Here is a 17,052-nt window from a genome sequence, read left to right on the forward strand (position 1 = left end):
TATAGACGACCTTGACGAGCCTAGTCCAAAGAATCAAAGATTAATTTGAAGAAATAATTTTATTAATTTCTGCTAAATTCTCTTTGCTCAGTTTTTCCATATCACAATGAAGTCTATTAATAGCATGGGACTTCGAAAATTTGTGGAATAGATCAGTTGCTTCGTTAATATCGAAGTACTCTGTTTTTCCACCCATTTTTGAATTCCTTACAACTTTCATCGTGTATTGCCCCTTGTTCTTTGGCCTATCTGCTGCGTAGTACTTAGATAGTCGTCCAGTCGAAGACGAGCGAATCACTTCTAGATTTATAGACTCTAGGTAGGCTTGAACCTTCTCAAGAGTTGCCAATTGTGAAGAGTTAAATGATTCAAAAATCTTTTCAGGCGTTTGATTATTAACAATCGCCTTTGCATATGGATTATTAGAGTGTCTTAAGATCTTCATAAGGTGATAATCATCGTGCTCAATATACTTTTCAATATCGGCCGGAATTAAGTACTCATATGGAGATGTTTTAAAATAACGTTGTAAAAGTTTTTCAAGGCAAACTGCACGGTAATGGAAGTAAACCATGATGAACATGTGATAACGGCTTAGTAGGAAGTCATCGAAAGTGATTACTGCTCTTTCAGAGATTCCTAACGTAGCTTTCCCGTCAATAATAGCAGCTTCAAGATTATCAAGTAGCCAATCAAGATCGTAAGAACCGTAACTAACACCACAAAAGTAACTATCTCTTAAAAGATAGTCCATACGGTCACAGTCAAGCTCACTTGAAACAAGCTGATGAAGAAGAGGGAAGTAGCTAATACCATCAATCTTAAAATAGTCATGATCGTTAGTTTCACCACGAATTAGGTCTGCGATATACTTTCTTTCAACACCAAAAGTTTTTTCAACTTCTTTCAAGCTGTGTGCAAGAGAGCTATCAGCGATGGCCTTAATTGTATAATCTTCATGTGTTGCTTGTCGATCACTTGTTAGGTCACGGCCAAGAAGATATTCTGGAGGAATTTTTAGATCTTTAAGCTTTGGCATTACAACTTCAGTCGAGTGACTTAGTGGAGCGTGGCCAATATCATGAAGAAGACATGCTAGCTTGAAAGTTTCTTTGATTCTTAAATGCTCTTTTGTGATGATTTGGTTTTTAAAGAGGCGATCAAATGCCATCTCTCCAACTTTCATCACACCAATAGAGTGGATGAGACGAGTATGGGTCGCACCAGGAAAAATATATTCAGAAAAACCTAGTTGCTTAATATTACGCAGACGTTGAAAAAAGTCTGCACGAATAATTGGTTCTTCTTCTTTTAAGATGTGAATTGATCCGTGGACCGGGTCTCTTACTTCCATTGAATAACTTCCTCAAAAAATTACTTAAGCTTGTCCTTATTTTGAATGAGCCAATTTATGATATCTTGTGATTCAAACATTGGCCTACCGTCAATATAGAGACAAGGTACTGTACGTCTTCCTGTTGCATTAATATGCCTCTCTAGGGCCGATGTGTCATTCATTATATCGCAATAAGTTAAATTAATTCCTAATTGATCAATAACGTCCATAACGCGATGGCAAAATGGACAACCTGTATAGTAAAAAAATTCTAATTTCATAATATCGTTCCAAATAGAAAAAGCGGCAAAAGCCGCTTTTTGTTATTTATATTTTATCTCAATAGATTTTAGTATAAATCTTCCTCATCTTCATTTTCATCAGATGTATCAAGGCCTAGGGCATATCTTTCATCTTCATCAAGATCATCTGTTGATACTTCTTCTTCTGGAGAGTCAAATGCGTCATTGTATCCCCATCCAAAACTCATATCATCTTTTTCATCTTGTTCATCATCAGGATTATATTCTTCTTGAAGATTTGGTCCTGGTTCACTGTAGTTTTCTGCAGCTTCAAGTCCAACACTATCTTCGCTTTCTTCAATTGTTTCAAGTTTAGTTTCTTCGGCCACTGCAAGCTTGTCTTCAACTTCATATTCTTTTAGTGAGTCTGCTAGTTGAGAATCAAGAGTATCCTTGTGTTTCTCTTTATACATTGCAATTGCTTCTTCTCGTGAAAGACCTTTAGTTGAATCATTTTTAGCTTCAGCTTTCTTTGTCGTTTTCTTAGCCGCTTTTTTAGCTACTTTCTTCGTTGCCTTTTTTGCCGCTTTTTTGGCTACTTTCTTTGTTGCTTTCTTTGCCGCTTTTTTAGCTACTTTCTTTGTTGCTTTCTTTGCCGCTTTTTTAGCTACTTTCTTTGTTGCTTTCTTTGCCGCTTTTTTAGCTACTTTCTTTGTTGCTTTCTTTGCCGCTTTTTTAGCTACTTTCTTTGTTGCTTTCTTTGCCGCTTTTTTAGCTACTTTCTTTGTTGCTTTCTTTGCCGCTTTTTTAGCTACTTTCTTTGTTGCTTTCTTTGCCGCTTTTTTAGCTACTTTCTTTGTTGCCTTCTTTGCTGCTTTTTTAGCTACTTTCTTCGTTGCTTTCTTCGCTGCTTTTTTAGCTACTTTCTTTGTTGCCTTCTTTGCTGTTTTTTTGGCAGCTTTCTTTGCAACTTTCTTAGTTGTTTTTTTCTTAGTTACTTTCTTTGCCGCTTTTTTTGCAACTTTCTTAGTTGCTTTCTTTGCTGTTTTTTTGGCAGTCTTCTTGGCTACTTTTTTCTTTGCCATATATACCTCGCGAAAAAGTTATAAATACGACCCTAGTATATAAAAGATAGTTAAAATTTCGCAAGTTCTTTTTTATTTATAATGGCCCATTACAGGCCATTTTAAAGGGGAATCGGTAAACTTAAGTAAATTGATTAGAAGTATAAATCAGAACCAAATTCTGAGAGCTCTGTTTTTGGTAGAGGGTTTGATATAACGTCTCCAGTGGCCTTAACATCTTCCGGGCTTCGAGGTGTTTCTCCTTCTGGTGAAAAACCTGCCTGAAACTCCATGTAATTTGATTCATTCTTTGCATAACCAGATGCAGTATCTGTTATTGATACGAGGCTAATAAGCTTTGTTGAATAGGCGTTTCGACGATGATTCTTAGCTTTATTAGTAAATGGGTTCACCGAACGGCCATTATTTTCACCACCATAATCCTTACCTGGAGCATAACCTGTCCTAAGTGAATTATTATTCAACGAAGGAGAAGGCGGATTAGCCTCATTATTTTGACGATATGTCGTAATATAATAGAGGTTAGACTGATCTCTTTGGGCCTTATCATTAATAAAGGTTTTTACGGCCCCAAGAAGTGGGATCGTTTCACAATTATCTGGTTTTGCTTCTTCATCTTTACCGAGAATGAAGTATGTGAAGCGTGAGGCGATACTTTGTTTTTGGCACTGCGGAATTGGTAGAGCGACTGTTGTTGTCGTTGGGTCCCCATCAATATCTGGATCAAATATGGCCTTTGATGCATCAATATAAGCGGTAGGGTCTTGAGCACTCGTATTCCTAACTTTTGTAGCATAAAAGCTTAGGGCCTTACGAAAAACAATAACAGCATCACTTAAAGTGTCGATATAGTCAGTTAGAACTCCAGTTAGTGCCTCACGATCTTTGTAGAGAAGAGTCCCGTGAAAGAGTGGAGCAAAGTAGCCAATTGTCTTGGCCGACGTATCAATATAACGAACAGAAGGAAAGTGATCAGATGATGTATCTGTCTCTAAACTATCAACTGTAGGAACCATGTAGTTAAGGGCATCATAATTGGTAGGAGCACGAACATTTTGAAAGGCCTCCTGAAGATTCTGGGCCGTTACACCAGCTTGATTAACTGTATAGTTTGGAATATTTGCTCTCAGGTCAACAAATTGCTTCGTTGTAAATAACCCGGCATTTTCACCTGTAATATTACTTGGATTTGGATTGTAAGCAAGGGTTGGGAGATCTGATTCAGAAGTCGTTTGCGAGTTTAAATTGTAGATCATATTTGGAATTGTAAACTTAACATCGACATTTGAAGGAATACCACCAATTGCTGCTGTCGTATCTGCTGCATCAAGGAAGAAATCTGACGTTGCCGGAAGAGGAAGCCCTTGAACCTTTACACCATCAGTAGGATCACTAGTTGTCCTCGGGTCACCTGTTGTCGTAAATCCCATAATAAAATTGGCACTTCTAGAACCAGAAGCATTAGCGATACGAGCAGAGTTTGAGCTTGATTCAGCGTAGTCTTTTCCTACTGTTGGAGAAACAAGTGCTGGCCCAATACGACCACCAAATGGCTTTGCCGCTGCGTATGCCGCCATATCGATAACTTGGCCAAATGGATTTAAAAGTCCTGTGTATTTAACTTTTGCTTTAACCGCATAGTAAGTCACAACCTTTGGATTCTTATAGAAACCAAGAATATAACCAGGTACTGGAAGGGCCGTTTTAGTCGAGGCACATGAGGCTTCAGCAGCTGTTCCACTTGAGTCTGGAACGGCAATTGTTGAGATACCTTCAGTGGTTGGTGCAAAAGTTGTAAAGAATGTCGTGAAGTTCATGATCATTGGAACAAGATCAAGGTAGCGTTTTGAAGAAGCAACAAGCTCTCCACCGTTGTAACTGGCATCCTGTGGAATAAGAAAGCTTGAAAGAGACTGTGGTGAAGGAGTAAAAGTTTTTGGTGCTAGTTCATAAAGCACTAAAGAGTTCTGTAGTGAAGAACCAAAGCTTTCATTAAAAATTCCACCGCCTACAGACTTAGATGCTGCAAAATAGGCTTTAAGTGGTCGGTCATTAATCGGAATACCTGTTGACTGATTTTCCATATTTAATTGTTGTGGATTAATACAACCTGAAGCTGCTCCTCCACCGCAAATTCCTTGAGTGATAGGTGGGCGGTTAACAATCATCTCTAGATTTCTAATTCGAAGAGCAAGCTCCATCGATTCAATCCAAGCACCTGTGCGGTCTGCCGCCGCAATTGGTACGTCATTTTGTGAAACTCCAGCGGCAAAGGCATAGTTCTTTGCGGCCGAAAAATTATAAGTCGAACGAACCATACAGTTCTTGGCCTTTAAGTTAACAAAGGCGTCCATAGTCTTTTCAAACTCTTCACTTACATCTGGAATACCCGCAACGTGAAAACGCGGAAGGCCTGGAATTTGATAAATTGTACAAAGGTTTTCATTATTACCTGTTCCAAAGTGAAGGCATATAGAAGGAACGTTATAATGGTCGCCTTTAACACCGCTACTAAAGTCAGACCCTGTTTCATCAAATCTTTTTAAAGCAAAATTCATTGTCGCTGTTGTATTAGCGTGAGTATTTTCATTAGCAAGCTGGCCTAGAACGTAGTACTTAAACATCCACTCTTTATAAGTATTTCGCATTTCCCAGTTTAGGTGAGCGATATTTGTTAGCTGTCTGGCCTGAGAAGCTGCTCCTGACCAAGCGGCCGAATCAACTGCATTCTGCAGATTAATTTTGGCCTTTACAAAGAGTCCCACATTCACCACGAATGCTATAAATGAGAAAATGGCCACGAGGGTAACTCCAAAAAAGATACTGATTTGGCCTTTTTTATTTTTTACTAGTTTATTTGAATGTGAATGTTGTTCTTGTGTCATAGTGCCTTACTTTTCCGGTAACTTAATGCTACCGAAAGTGGCATTTATGCGTCAATTCATATGAACACTTTCTGTTTTCAGTTAGTTGCACTGAGTTATTTTGGCATTGAACTTGTAATAGTAATAGGTACCAAGGATATGGTGCCTGATCCCTGGAGTAGAACGTTTGTGCAGGCAAGGCTAACCACCTTAACCATGGCCATATCGGTCATCTTTAAGTGCCTGATTATTGGGTGCTTATCTCTACCAGGCTTATGGTCTTGTTCGACTCATGGATGAATAAGAACAGGGCCTGGTACCTTTTTTACCTGCTTATAACAAGGGAGTTAAATTGGTAAAATTAAGGAGTCGAAGTTTGTTAACTTTGTCGATGCTTAGGAGGGCGATAATTGAAGACATTGAATTCATTTAATCCATTAGAGAAGCGCACTTACAAATTTAAGAAAGCGCATATTGAATTCTTCTGTCCTCTTTGTCGCACTCAAAGGGCAGTTATCACAAACCCTCACATGAATGCTAAGAATTATCTTCAGGTGTTTATGCTAACTGTTGCCACAACGGGAATACTTTATCCATTTGTGAGTTTTGCAGGAGTCTTCTCATTCTTTTTATATTGGGCCGGTTTTGAAGCAGCACTAAGATTGAATTTCAAAAAAGAAATTCCATGTCCTCACTGTGGCTTTGATGCAGCTTGGTATAAAAAAGATGTTCGTATGGCCAAGTCGAAAGTAAAAGAGTTTTGGCAGACCAGAGGTGGCCATGCTCAAATTGCTCCAGAGAATGTTGAGCAAGCTTTTGCAGACATGAATTAAAAAAATTTACAATCTCAATTTTCGCACTTTTATCATTTCAAGCTCTTGACGCAGCTTGCTCTTTTTTTTGTATTTGCAAGGCTATTTATGACTTCTCGATAAGGGAAAGTCGTATTATTGTAGTAAAGTATTAAGGTAATACTCAACCTTGCGGTTATAGCTGAATTCTAAAGTATTGTTTCAGTTGTACGCGATGAAGATTGGAGGAACAAATGAGTGTAAACAAGGTTATTTTAGTAGGACGTTTAGGACAAGATCCAGAACTTAAGTACACACCATCTGGGATGGCAGTATGTAACTTCTCACTTGCAACAGGTGAGTCTTGGACAGATAAGAACGGACAAAAACAAGAAAGAACTGAATGGCACAGAGTTGTTGTTTGGGGAAAACTTGCTGAATTATGTGGTCAATACCTAGCAAAAGGTCGTCAAGCTTATCTAGAAGGTCAACTTCAAACAAGATCTTGGGAAGACAAAGACGGTAACAAGAGATACACAACAGAAATCAATGCAAGAACTGTACAATTCCTTGGTGGAGCAGCTCCATCTGCAGGTCAAGGTGCTTCAATGGGTCAGTCAAATAATAACTCATTCAACCAAGAGCCACCTCAGCAAGATGATATGAACCAAGGTTACGATATTTCATCGAACGCTTCATTCACAGCTGATGATATCCCATTCTAGAGATTAATTTTCTAAATAAATTTGAGTACTTAAGGCCACTCTTATGAGTGGCCTTACTATTTGTTAAAGAAATCTTAACTTCTTGGCGATAAGTGAGTTGATGAGTCAGTTAAGATTTTTAACATTAATTGTTGTTCTAGCTTCATGTGGTTCCTTTGAGAAACACGGGGGACTTCTTCCATTGAGTAAAGTTGAAAGTAATGAAATGCTTTTAACAGAAAGTGAAGAGGCAGAGTATCGTTACCTTGCTGACCTTTATGGGATCTCGGAAGAGAAACTCGATCTTAAAGGTGATGCTCCCAAAAGGGTTGTCCAAACTGAAAAGGATTGGCAACTTGAGGATGTAAATCTGAATGAAATTGAAAATAGCTCATTTGTTATTAGTGACTATGAAGTAAGTTTTGTTGAAGATAAGTTTAAAAATGAGGCCCAACTAGTTGCTGAAGCCAAGGCCGCTGAAGCGGCCAAGAAGAGAAAGTCTCGTGGTATTGCTTCTGTTCCAGAAGTAAGCCTAGTCCATAAGAAAAGAAGACCTGCCTCGCTTTTTGCTATGGCAAAGAAATCAACTCCGGAATCAATTCGTTACTATATTGCTAAAAAAGGTGCTGATGTAAACGAGAAGAATAAGAGAGGGGATACTCCTCTTCATATTGCGATCAAGAATAAGCGCTTTGACAATGTTCGTGCACTATTAGGCATGAAGGCCGATCCAAATATCCCTGATGCCAGTGGCAAGACAGTTGCCCAATATGCACAAGAGATGGGGATACAATCAATTATAAAATTAATGAAGAAGAAATAAAAAAAGCTCCCGATGGGAGCTTTTTTACTATGTAATTTCTTTGTTTGATTACTTTGCTGCTGGAGCAGTTTCTTCAGTCGCTGGAGCTGTTTGAGCTGGAGCGGCCGTATCAGAGTTAAGTGGAGCTGCAATTGGTGCTGCACTATCAAGAAGTGACTTAGACTCTTTACCTGATTGAATCTTTGCTAGAAGAATACAGTTACCTAAGAAAAGAACAGTAAGAACAACTGTGATTTTGCTAAGGATATTACCTTGTTGGCTACCTGTGAATACGGCTTCTGAAGCACCACCTAGAAGACCTGCTTCCGCACCTTTACCAAATTGTAGAAGAACTACGATGATTAGAAGTACTGAAACAACACCGTGAAAAATCATTAAACCAGTAACCATAATTTATTTCCTTTCAATATAAATAGATAAATTAACAACAATTTATATCAACACATCGAGGCCATGACAAGTACTTACTGTCTATGACCTGATGAGTTATATATTGAAATTGAGCGTTTATTTAGTTTGGACAACCTGTGAAGATCTGTTTTTCAAGATTGAAAAGATAGCAGTCACGCTTCTTATAAGCATTTCTAAAGAATTGAGGAGCTGCTTTTGCAACGGCCTTTCTAACCTTGTAGATCTCTGGCCAAGTAAGAGAAACGGGCATCTTTGTGTGAAGATAGATATTTCCATTATAAGGTTTTGCAACTCGATCCCAAGCTTCTTGAGTCGGTCTGTCATCCTCGTCTCTGTTTAAGAACCAAAGGTTATCAAATTCACCTTTAAAGTCTTTAAAGAGTTGAGCGAAAGTTTCGCCTTTATAAGTGAACATATTATCAAACTGTGTGAGCTCAGCTGTTTCCGAAATATTATATGAACCACTCATTAATTTTGTTTGTGAGAAATCTTTCTCATCATAATCAAAGAGCATATACTTGTGGTGATTCAGGGCCCAGTGGCGTGGAGATGGTGCGTGAGAATAGTACTTTATTCTTACTGGTGCGACCTTATTCTTATTTCCAGGAAGTTTCTTCCAATTGTAAACAAAGTAAGGAGTCATCTCTTTTGATTTCGTACTTGTTTTGTATTCTTGATTATCGGCAACAATCTTTACATCAACACCTCTTTTAACTGCATCTAAAAGTGCATCAGCAACTTCTTTGATAACAAGGTGATTAACATTAACTAAAATATTCTTTTGCGATTCATTGATTAGCTTAATCATGGCATCGCGAACTAACCATGTCTTTTGTCCATTTAATTTACGAGCAGTCATCTTAATATAGCGTCCCGAAAGGTAGCTCTTAGAAGATGGTTTTAGCTTTGTGTATTTAAAGTTCATTGAACTTGAAACAAAGAAAGGATTTTCTTCTTCGTTTGGATCATTCTTTAAACTTTCAAGATCAAGAGATGCTAGGTTTTCTTCTTTAGTTTCAGAAGTGTAGATATCTTTCCCTGAGTTCCATAGAAACTTGAACTCACGATTAAGGGTATTAATTGTTAGGCGGCCCTCTTGTGAAGAGTCATTGTTGAAAATAAAATTCTCAGAGTAACGAGACTTTGCCCCACCTGATAGATTGGCACTTGAGTTGAAGGCCCACTTGTCATCGACAATAGAAAATTTCTCATGCATTTTCTTATAAGCAAACTTTACACCACAACCAGCATCTTCGATTGCTGTTGCGTAATCATTAACTCGAGAGTTCTTCCTAAGGTTAGGGTGAAGGACTACTTTTACATCAACTCCTGATAGACATGCGACTTCTAGACTTTTTGCAACTTTTGAATCTGACCAGCTATAGACGGTTAGCCAAACCTTTTCTTTTGAACCATCGATTGCAGAGTATATCTGATTAAATGCTTCCTCTCCTTGATGTGGTGAGAAGAGCGCCCAAAAGCTTGCGCCAGCGAAGATATTACTTGCAATTAGTGTCGTAAATAGCAGTTTTTTCATTCAGTCTCCCTTCAGATTTGAGCATTATGTATCTCGCGCAATGCAAAATGAGAAGGATGTAAGAAATTATTTCAATAAAAAAAATACTCAGAAAGTAATATCAGTAACTTAAATGGATTATTTCTTTGACCTTCGGCAATCGCTTCTTTACCATTTTTATATGGGAAGACTTAAGAGACTTTGGCCATGGCTGGCCTGTACTGCAGCAGTATTTTCAATTTCCGGAAGTAGCTTTGCAAGTAGTTTAAAAATTACAACATTTAATTTACGTTGGTATGGACTGGGGGGAGAAATCTCAGGACAAAGAACTGATGAGTACCGTGATCCATTTATTACAGAGTTTCTAAGTACGAAGTATATCAATACTGATATTTTTCTCTTCCAAGAGGTCATCGACACAGAAAGACTAGGGCAACTAATGGGTGGCCTTGGTCATCATTGTGTTTCCTACCGTCATGAACAATTTAATCACCAGCACTTAATGATTTGCTTGAAAAAGTCACTTGATATCATTCCTGAAAAAGGTGATGACGACTATACTTATTCACTTATGGAGAACCGTCCTTACTTAAGGCCGGCCCTTTATGGACAAGTTATCGATCGCTATTCAAAGAGGCCATTAATTCACTTAGTCGGTCTTCATTTAAAGGCCGGGCCAAGTTCCATCGATGCACGCCTTGAGCAGGTTAATAATTTAAATAAGAGGGTTCTCGAATATCGTCAGGATAATCTTCCTGTCGTTATTGCGGGGGATTTTAATACTTACCGAAATTCTCGATATGAAGACAAAAAGTCAGACCTAGTTGTTTTAGGAGATGCCTTTAATTCGATAAATGTGACAAGAAGAACTAGTGACTACGATTATACTTATCGCAATGGTAGCTCTGGAAATGTTTTTGATCACTTCTACGTTTCTGATAATACTGAAACGAAGTATGTTGAAATTTGGCGTGCCTGTAGTGGAAGTAGCCGCAATACAAAGAGAATGGAAAATCTCTCTTGGTACCAACGCTTTATTTCTGACCACTGTCCAGTATCCCTTAGAGTCGATATCAAATAGTAATCTTAATTGTTGGTAAATTTTAACATTTGAATTTAACTTTAATTAGGCCTTAGTGTTCATTTTATTATGCTAATTTTTCAGGCATGAAAGCTTTAATTATTTTGTCACTCTCAGTCCTGACGTTTGTTTCTGCGCATTTTTCTTATGCACAAGATGCAAAACCAAATGTCGTATTACTAACATCTCTTGAAACACCTCGTATTTGGTACAAGCCTAAAGGGTGGAAGATTGATCCAAAACTTGAAAAAATCTTCAAGAAGCACTTTGATAAGTCTGGCTACAATATTGTTGTCAAACATAGTGTTGACTTTCATGAGCTACGTCGTCAGCTTCACAACCCAAATAATATTGCTGTGTTCTGGGCATCTCATGCGGCCGGAACAAGTCAGAATACAACGGGCTCAAATAACACGGGCGCAGTTCTAAGTATTAACGGAAAGGACGTTAAGGATCTTTTTAAGTCTGTGCATCCAAATATTCGCTACCTTGGACTTGTTGGATGTGATGCTGAAGGAATTCTTAATGAGATCTCACGCGAAGGGCATTATCGTTATAACCCAAACTTAATGACTCATTCATTCACAAAGAAAATTGATGCACGAAAGGGACTGAAGAAGTCTCTAAAAGCTTCAGTAGGCCAACTTGGATATACAAAGAAGAGATTATTCTTCTTGAAGAAAAAATCACTTATCTTTCGTCATGATTTCTATGGAAGAGAAGATCTCTTAAAAGTTAATAACTATTTTCATTGTGCGAAAGAAAATGGCTATCTTGTAAAAGGTGTTCGTACTCTTTCTCAGGACTCAATGGAAGTTGCAATTACTAACTCACAAGGTATTCTAAAAATTCTTCCAGCTGCTAAAGCTGGTGATCGCCAAGAGTTTCAATTCTACTTACCATATCATCCGGAGTTTGCTCGTCGTGATATGAAGATCAGTGTTGATAGTCTTATTTATTTTGGTGAAGAAAGAAAATACTTAGGTGAGTTTGATTTTGAAACAGATTGGGGAACAGACTGGCGTGTCTTTGCTAAGTCCGACGGAACGGTCTTAGGAGTTACTAAGAATCTATACTTACCAAGGGGAAGTTTGCCATCAATTGATGATGTTCAGACTTACAAGGAATTAAGTTGTAACGATACTGAAGAAATGAAAGTTCACGTTTATTAATTAAGCGTGAAGACCCATGTAGCTGTCCGCTTGTAGGGCAGCACCACCAACAAGGCCTCCGTCAATGTCTCGGCATGATAGGAGGTCTTCTACATTTGAAGGCTTAACAGATCCACCATAGAGAATCGAAGTTTTTTCGCCATCGATTTCTAAGCTTTCATTGATGAACTTTCTAATGAAGGCATGAGTTTCTTGTGCTTGCTCGGGAGTGGCCGTTACACCTGTTCCAATGGCCCATACTGGTTCATAGGCAATGATTACTTTATTACTATTGATACCGGCAAGCCCAAGACGAAGTTGCTCTGAAAGAACTTCTTCGACCTTCCCTGCTTCTCTTTGTTCAAGAGTTTCACCGATGCAGAAGATAACTGTTAGCTCATTTGAAAGGGCAGTTTTTGTTTTTGTATTTAGAGTTGCATCGTCTTCATTGTAGATTGAGCGACGCTCAGAGTGACCGATAATCACAAAGTGGGCACCAATGTCTTTTAGTGAAGCTGGAGAGATTTCTCCTGTAAAAGCTCCGCTATTTTCAGTTGCACAGTTTTGGGCACCGATTTTAAAGTCGTCAGTATTTTGAAGACAAATAGGGATGTGGATTGCTTGTGGAGCAATCCATGCTTCGTGACGAAGTTTAGAGCTGTCGATGGCATCAAAGAAGGCGATAACGTCTTCTGTGTTCTGATTCATCTTCCAGTTTCCTACGATATACTTCGTTCTCTCAGTCATATTTACATCCCTTTTAATTATTTAAGTTTTATTCAACACCAAATTTTAGAGCACTAATTCCTGGAAGACTACCTTTCTCGATAAACTCAAGAGAAGCACCACCACCAGTTGAAACGTGACTCATTTTGCTTGCAAGTCCTGATTTGTTTACAGCACTTACCGAGTCTCCACCACCAACAAGAGTGTAGGCATCTGACTCACTTAAAGCTTCAGCGATTGCAAAAGTACCCTTGGCATAATCTTCATTTTCAAAGATTCCCATTGGCCCATTCCAAAGAATTGTCTTTGCTTCACGAAGAAGAGAGCTGTACTTTGCAATTGTTTGTTCTCCAATATCTAGGCCCATTTTTCCATCCGGAATACCTACTTTATCAACTGCTTCTGGCTTACCACCAAACTCACTTGAAATGATGTGGTCAATTGGAAGAACAATTTTGTGTGCAGTACTTTGTGAAAAGATCTTCTTTGCTAGGCTTACGTCTTCATCAGAACAAAGAGAAGATCCTACTTCATTTCCTTTTGCTTTAAGAAATGGGTAGGCCATCGCACCGCCGATTAAAAGACTTGATACGCTTGAAAGTAATCTTTCAATTATCTTAATTTTATCACTTACTTTTGCACCACCAACTACTGCCACGAATGGAGTCTCTGGTTTTTGAATAATTTTTGAAAGGGCCTCAATTTCTTTCTTCATAAGAAGTCCAGCGTAAGCACGGTTCTTAAAGAATGCGTTGATTTCAAAAGTGGAAGCATGTTTTCTGTGAGCAGCACCAAATGCATCGTTAACATAGATGTCTGCGTATTCAGAAAGCTTACGAGCAAACTCGCGATCATTTTGCGTTTCTTCTTTGTGAAAACGAAGGTTTTCAAGAAGGATGATTTTATTTGAGTTAAGTGTAAGTAGTGTTTTAATACCACGATCAAGACATGACTCAGTTAGAGTAACTTCTTCTCCTAGTTTATCTGCTAGGTAAGTTGCAACTGGCTCAAGAGAGAAGTCTGGATTTATTTGTCCCTTTGGACGACCAAGGTGAGACATCATAATAAGTTTAGATGCTCCTTTGTCTAGGATTAGCTTGATTGTTTCAAGAGCATTATCAATTCTTGTTGTATCAGTAATCTCTTTAGTTTCTTTATCTAGAGGTACATTGAAGTCAAAACGAACAAGAACTTTCTTGTCTTTGATTTGCGACTCTTCAATGCTGTCTATAAATTGTAACGCCATAGTTTTTCCTAATATACTTTTTCAGTATTAAAGTTGGCTTCCGATAAAGGTTGCAAGATCAATAACACGGTTAGAGAAGCCTGCTTCGTTGTCATACCAAGTTACAACCTTAACGCTCTTTCCATCGATTACTTTTGTTAGAGAAGAATCAACACATGAAGACTCTCTCATACCCATATAATCAACTGATACTAGTGGCTCATTTTCAAATCCAAGAATACCTTTCATTGAAGTTTCACTTGCTTCTTTTAGGGCCGCGTTTACTTCTTCTTCTGTTACTTCTGTCTCTAGATTAACAGTAAGATCAACTAGTGAAACATTTGGAGTAGGAACGCGAATTGCGAAGCCATCAAGTTTTCCTTTAAGTTCTGGAATAACAAGGCCAACGGCCTTCGCTGCACCAGTCGTTGTAGGGATCATTGAAACTGCTGCTGCACGTGCACGACGAAGGTCTGAGTGTGAAGCATCTAGGATATTTTGATCACCTGTATAAGAGTGAACAGTTGTCATGTGACCATTTATAACTCCAAACTTATCGTGGAGTACTTTAGCAACTGGTGAGAGACAGTTTGTTGTACATGATGCGTTTGAAACTACTGTGTGCTTTTGAGCATCGTAAGTGTTCTCATTGATACCCATGACGATTGTGTTATCAACGTCTTTACCTGGGCAACAAAGAATAACTTTTTTAACTGTTCCTGTTACATGCTTCATTAGAGATTTTTGATCTTTAAAAACACCTGTAGCATCAATTACAATATCAACTTTATCTTGTGTCCAAGGGATTTCACTTGGGTCTCTATACTTGTGAAAAGAAATCTCTTTTCCGTTAACGTGCATTTTGTGTGATTCATCTACACTTACATCACCGTTAAAACGACCAAATACTGAATCGTATTTGATTAGGTGAACGTAGTCATTGATATCTCCTGGTGAGTTAACTGCAACAACTTCTAAGTTTTCAATATTGCGGTTAAAAATTTCTCTAAGAACTGTACGACCAATTCGGCCCATACCATTAATACCAACGCGGATCTTTCCAGACATACCTGACTCCTGTGCTTAATTATTAAAAAAAAATTCCCCTGTAATATGCCACAATCGAGAGAGATTGCCTACCTAAAGCACATATTTCTAAGAGGATGCGACGTTTTTTCTCACTGCCCAAAAAATAGCTGAACAAGCTATAATTTTACTAATGCAGACAAGTTCGAAAATGCCATCAAATATCATTCACTATAAATCCAAAGCGGATTATGAAAGTGGAATTAAGAGTGAGATCTCTGTGCCTGAAAAGCTTGCTAAGGATGTAACTAAAGTTGTGGAGAAGACAGCTAAGGTTACTGAAGCTGCTGCTAAGGCATCAATATCAACTGATGCGCTTGCGATTGCTCAGGCCGGAAAGAAATTGGCCGTGGATGCTGTGACAACAATTGCTAAGTCAGCGGTTAATGCCCCAGAAGAGAGTAGTGAAGCTGAGAAGGTTGCGCCGGTAAAGGAATTATTACCTATTAATAGGCCTGCGATATTCTTTTTAGAAGGACTTCATCTTTCAACTCTTAGCTCAAAAGGTGGACTTGAAGATATCGCTAAGTCTTTTAGTGATGGAGAATTTGTCAGTTGGAATGATGAAGATAAGGTTTTCGAGGATGTTCTTAGGCGACCTAAGGATCAACCAATAATATTAGTTGGCCACTCTCTTGGAGGTGATGCGGTCGTGAACTTGGCCAATCGACTCAATAGTGCCCAGGCCGGTTTTCGAGAGGTAAATCTTCTTGTGACCCTTGATTCAGTAGGTTTTGATAATGATATCATTCCAAAAAATGTAAAAAAGAATCTCAATTTTATGCTGGATCGCTCCTTTATTTTCAATGATGGACCTAATGTTGCTCGTGATTTTAAGACGACAGATGTAATTAATATTTTAAGGCCAGAAGGCCACACTAAAATAGATGAAGCAGCCGATGTGCATCGCGAAATTTTTCAAGAAATTACCCAAGTTTTGGATCAGAATTACTTGGCCAAGAGAAAGCAACAACTTGCGGGTCTCTATCGCGCCTTCTATGAGATGAACCAGCAAAATAACTCTTAATCCTTTCTAGTCTTTACCCACTGATTATGCTATGAAGTGTCATGCTAAAATATGTTATGATCCTTTGCGTTGTTTTATCTAGCTCTTGCTTTGCAATTGTTGGGGGAGAAGCTGTGAGCAAAGGTGAATATCAGAGTGTGGTGGCACTCGTAAGACTTGGGCGTCCATTTTGTACAGGGGTTGCCCTAACTCCAATGCATATTCTTACGGCAGCTCATTGTCTTGAAAATAAAAACTTCAAATCGATTCGCGTCTACCTAGGTGAAGGTAAGTCTATGACGGCCTCAGCTAGAGAAAGTCTTGATGCCCAATATAGCGTCATAGGAGTAGAGCTACATCCGAGCTTAAAATTTAAATACCCAAATGGGCCGCTGGCCGACCTGGCAAGTTTAAAAACAGTTGATCTTGCTGTTTTAACTGTTGATGTACCCTTAAGAATTAAAAAGTTTTACTCTCTCCTTACTGACCCAAGAGAAGTACTGGCCAAGATTATTCCCGGTGGAATGACGACAGCTGTTGGGTTCGGATACACAGGTGAAATTGGTTTCATGCCAATGGACTCTGCTCACTCTAATATTATTTATGGGCAAAAGAGGGTGGCCGATATCCCAATCTTTGAAGCTTTCTTCAATGAAATCGATATGAGAAATAAGCAAACTGATACTTGCTATATCGATAGTGGCGGCCCGGTTTTTGTTGATGTTAATGGAGTCAAGAAGATAGCGGCCATTGTCTCAGCTTCATTCGGATTTTGTGCTGAAGGAAAGTATGCCACTTTATATTCTCTTGCTTATCATTCTGCATGTTGGATTAAAATGGCGACAGGAGTCTCTGATGAATTTAGTGACTTCCACTGTGGGCGAAATATTAAAATTGCTCAAGAGTGCTTTGGTATCAAAAACGAAAAAGATCTTTTAAGTTGTGCAGATAAGTACTCAGACGAAATTCTTCGCAGCTACCCTTAATCATTTTATTAATCATAAC

16 protein-coding genes are annotated in these 17,052 nt (G+C 38.6%); 7 read left to right on the forward strand and 9 right to left on the reverse strand.

What is annotated here, in order from left to right; all coding sequences use genetic code 11:
* Positions 1 to 40 precede the first annotated feature (40 nt).
* The 4 genes from M902_RS11935 to M902_RS11950 form a co-directional block, all read right to left on the reverse strand.
* Entirely contained in the window at positions 41 to 1,354 is a 1,314-nt protein-coding gene (locus M902_RS11935) for an HD domain-containing protein (protein WP_021268056.1), read from the reverse strand.
* A gap of 20 nt (positions 1,355 to 1,374) precedes the next feature.
* Positions 1,375 to 1,617, reverse strand: a complete 243-nt coding sequence (locus M902_RS11940; protein WP_021268425.1) for a glutaredoxin — start codon at positions 1,615 to 1,617, stop codon at positions 1,375 to 1,377.
* Between the two features lie 68 nt (positions 1,618 to 1,685).
* Positions 1,686 to 2,663 (reverse strand): hypothetical protein, encoded by a 978-nt coding sequence (locus tag M902_RS16370; RefSeq protein ID WP_021268359.1) that lies wholly within the window; start codon positions 2,661 to 2,663, stop codon positions 1,686 to 1,688.
* 134 nt (positions 2,664 to 2,797) lie between these two features.
* Positions 2,798 to 5,548: a Tad domain-containing protein gene (locus M902_RS11950; RefSeq protein WP_021268693.1), complete on the reverse strand. Its 2,751-nt coding sequence runs from the start codon at positions 5,546 to 5,548 to the stop codon at positions 2,798 to 2,800.
* A gap of 389 nt (positions 5,549 to 5,937) precedes the next feature.
* Between M902_RS11950 and M902_RS11955 the strand changes: the two genes are divergently transcribed.
* The 3 genes from M902_RS11955 (at position 5,938) to M902_RS11965 (ending at position 7,845) form a co-directional block, all read left to right on the forward strand.
* Positions 5,938 to 6,360, forward strand: a complete 423-nt coding sequence (locus tag M902_RS11955; protein WP_021268607.1) for a hypothetical protein — start codon at positions 5,938 to 5,940, stop codon at positions 6,358 to 6,360.
* Between the two features lie 212 nt (positions 6,361 to 6,572).
* Complete coding sequence (locus M902_RS11960) at positions 6,573 to 7,043, forward strand: single-stranded DNA-binding protein (protein ID WP_021268448.1); 471 nt, start codon at positions 6,573 to 6,575, stop codon at positions 7,041 to 7,043.
* Positions 7,044 to 7,143: 100 nt separating this feature from the next.
* A complete protein-coding gene (locus M902_RS11965; protein WP_021268596.1) occupies positions 7,144 to 7,845 on the forward strand; it encodes an ankyrin repeat domain-containing protein in 702 nt (233 codons plus the stop codon).
* Positions 7,846 to 7,893: 48 nt separating this feature from the next.
* Here M902_RS11965 and secG read toward each other — a convergent pair whose 3' ends face one another.
* Complete coding sequence (gene secG, locus M902_RS16115) at positions 7,894 to 8,235, reverse strand: preprotein translocase subunit SecG (RefSeq protein ID WP_021268703.1); 342 nt, start codon at positions 8,233 to 8,235, stop codon at positions 7,894 to 7,896.
* Between the two features lie 121 nt (positions 8,236 to 8,356).
* The gene (locus tag M902_RS11975; RefSeq protein WP_021268309.1) at positions 8,357 to 9,793 is read right to left on the reverse strand and encodes a phosphatidylserine/phosphatidylglycerophosphate/cardiolipin synthase family protein; all 1,437 of its coding nucleotides are present in this window, start codon (positions 9,791 to 9,793) and stop codon (positions 8,357 to 8,359) included.
* A 160-nt stretch (positions 9,794 to 9,953) separates the two neighbouring features.
* On the opposite strand from M902_RS11975, the gene M902_RS11980 reads away from it, so the two are divergent.
* Both M902_RS11980 and M902_RS11985 read left to right on the forward strand, forming a co-directional pair.
* Entirely contained in the window at positions 9,954 to 10,853 is a 900-nt protein-coding gene (locus M902_RS11980) for an endonuclease/exonuclease/phosphatase family protein (protein WP_021268491.1), read from the forward strand.
* A gap of 86 nt (positions 10,854 to 10,939) precedes the next feature.
* Entirely contained in the window at positions 10,940 to 12,025 is a 1,086-nt protein-coding gene (locus M902_RS11985) for a hypothetical protein (RefSeq protein ID WP_021268074.1), read from the forward strand.
* On the opposite strand, the gene tpiA is transcribed toward M902_RS11985, so the two are convergent.
* From tpiA to gap, 3 genes are read right to left on the reverse strand one after another with little or no spacing between them, the layout of a single operon-like run.
* Positions 12,026 to 12,751 carry a triose-phosphate isomerase gene (gene tpiA, locus M902_RS11990; RefSeq protein WP_021268190.1) on the reverse strand — a complete coding sequence of 242 codons (726 nt, stop codon included), beginning with the start codon at positions 12,749 to 12,751 and terminating at the stop codon, positions 12,026 to 12,028.
* A gap of 28 nt (positions 12,752 to 12,779) precedes the next feature.
* Positions 12,780 to 13,976, reverse strand: coding sequence for a phosphoglycerate kinase (pgk, locus tag M902_RS11995; protein ID WP_021267944.1), 1,197 nt, complete (start codon positions 13,974 to 13,976; stop codon positions 12,780 to 12,782).
* A gap of 27 nt (positions 13,977 to 14,003) precedes the next feature.
* Complete coding sequence (gap, locus tag M902_RS12000; RefSeq protein WP_021267892.1) at positions 14,004 to 15,023, reverse strand: type I glyceraldehyde-3-phosphate dehydrogenase; 1,020 nt, start codon at positions 15,021 to 15,023, stop codon at positions 14,004 to 14,006.
* A 151-nt stretch (positions 15,024 to 15,174) separates the two neighbouring features.
* Here gap and M902_RS12005 point away from each other — a divergent pair, with 151 nt between their 5' ends.
* Together M902_RS12005 and M902_RS12010 are read left to right on the forward strand one after the other, a co-directional pair.
* On the forward strand, positions 15,175 to 16,068 hold the full coding sequence (locus M902_RS12005) for a hypothetical protein (protein ID WP_156979835.1): 894 nt from the start codon (positions 15,175 to 15,177) through the stop codon (positions 16,066 to 16,068).
* A gap of 41 nt (positions 16,069 to 16,109) precedes the next feature.
* Positions 16,110 to 17,033: a trypsin-like serine protease gene (locus M902_RS12010; RefSeq protein ID WP_021267815.1), complete on the forward strand. Its 924-nt coding sequence runs from the start codon at positions 16,110 to 16,112 to the stop codon at positions 17,031 to 17,033.
* The last annotated feature ends 19 nt before the right edge of the window (positions 17,034 to 17,052 follow it).

This window comes from Bacteriovorax sp. BAL6_X, assembly GCF_000443995.1.
Taxonomy (GTDB): Bacteria; Bdellovibrionota; Bacteriovoracia; order Bacteriovoracales; family Bacteriovoracaceae; genus Halobacteriovorax_A.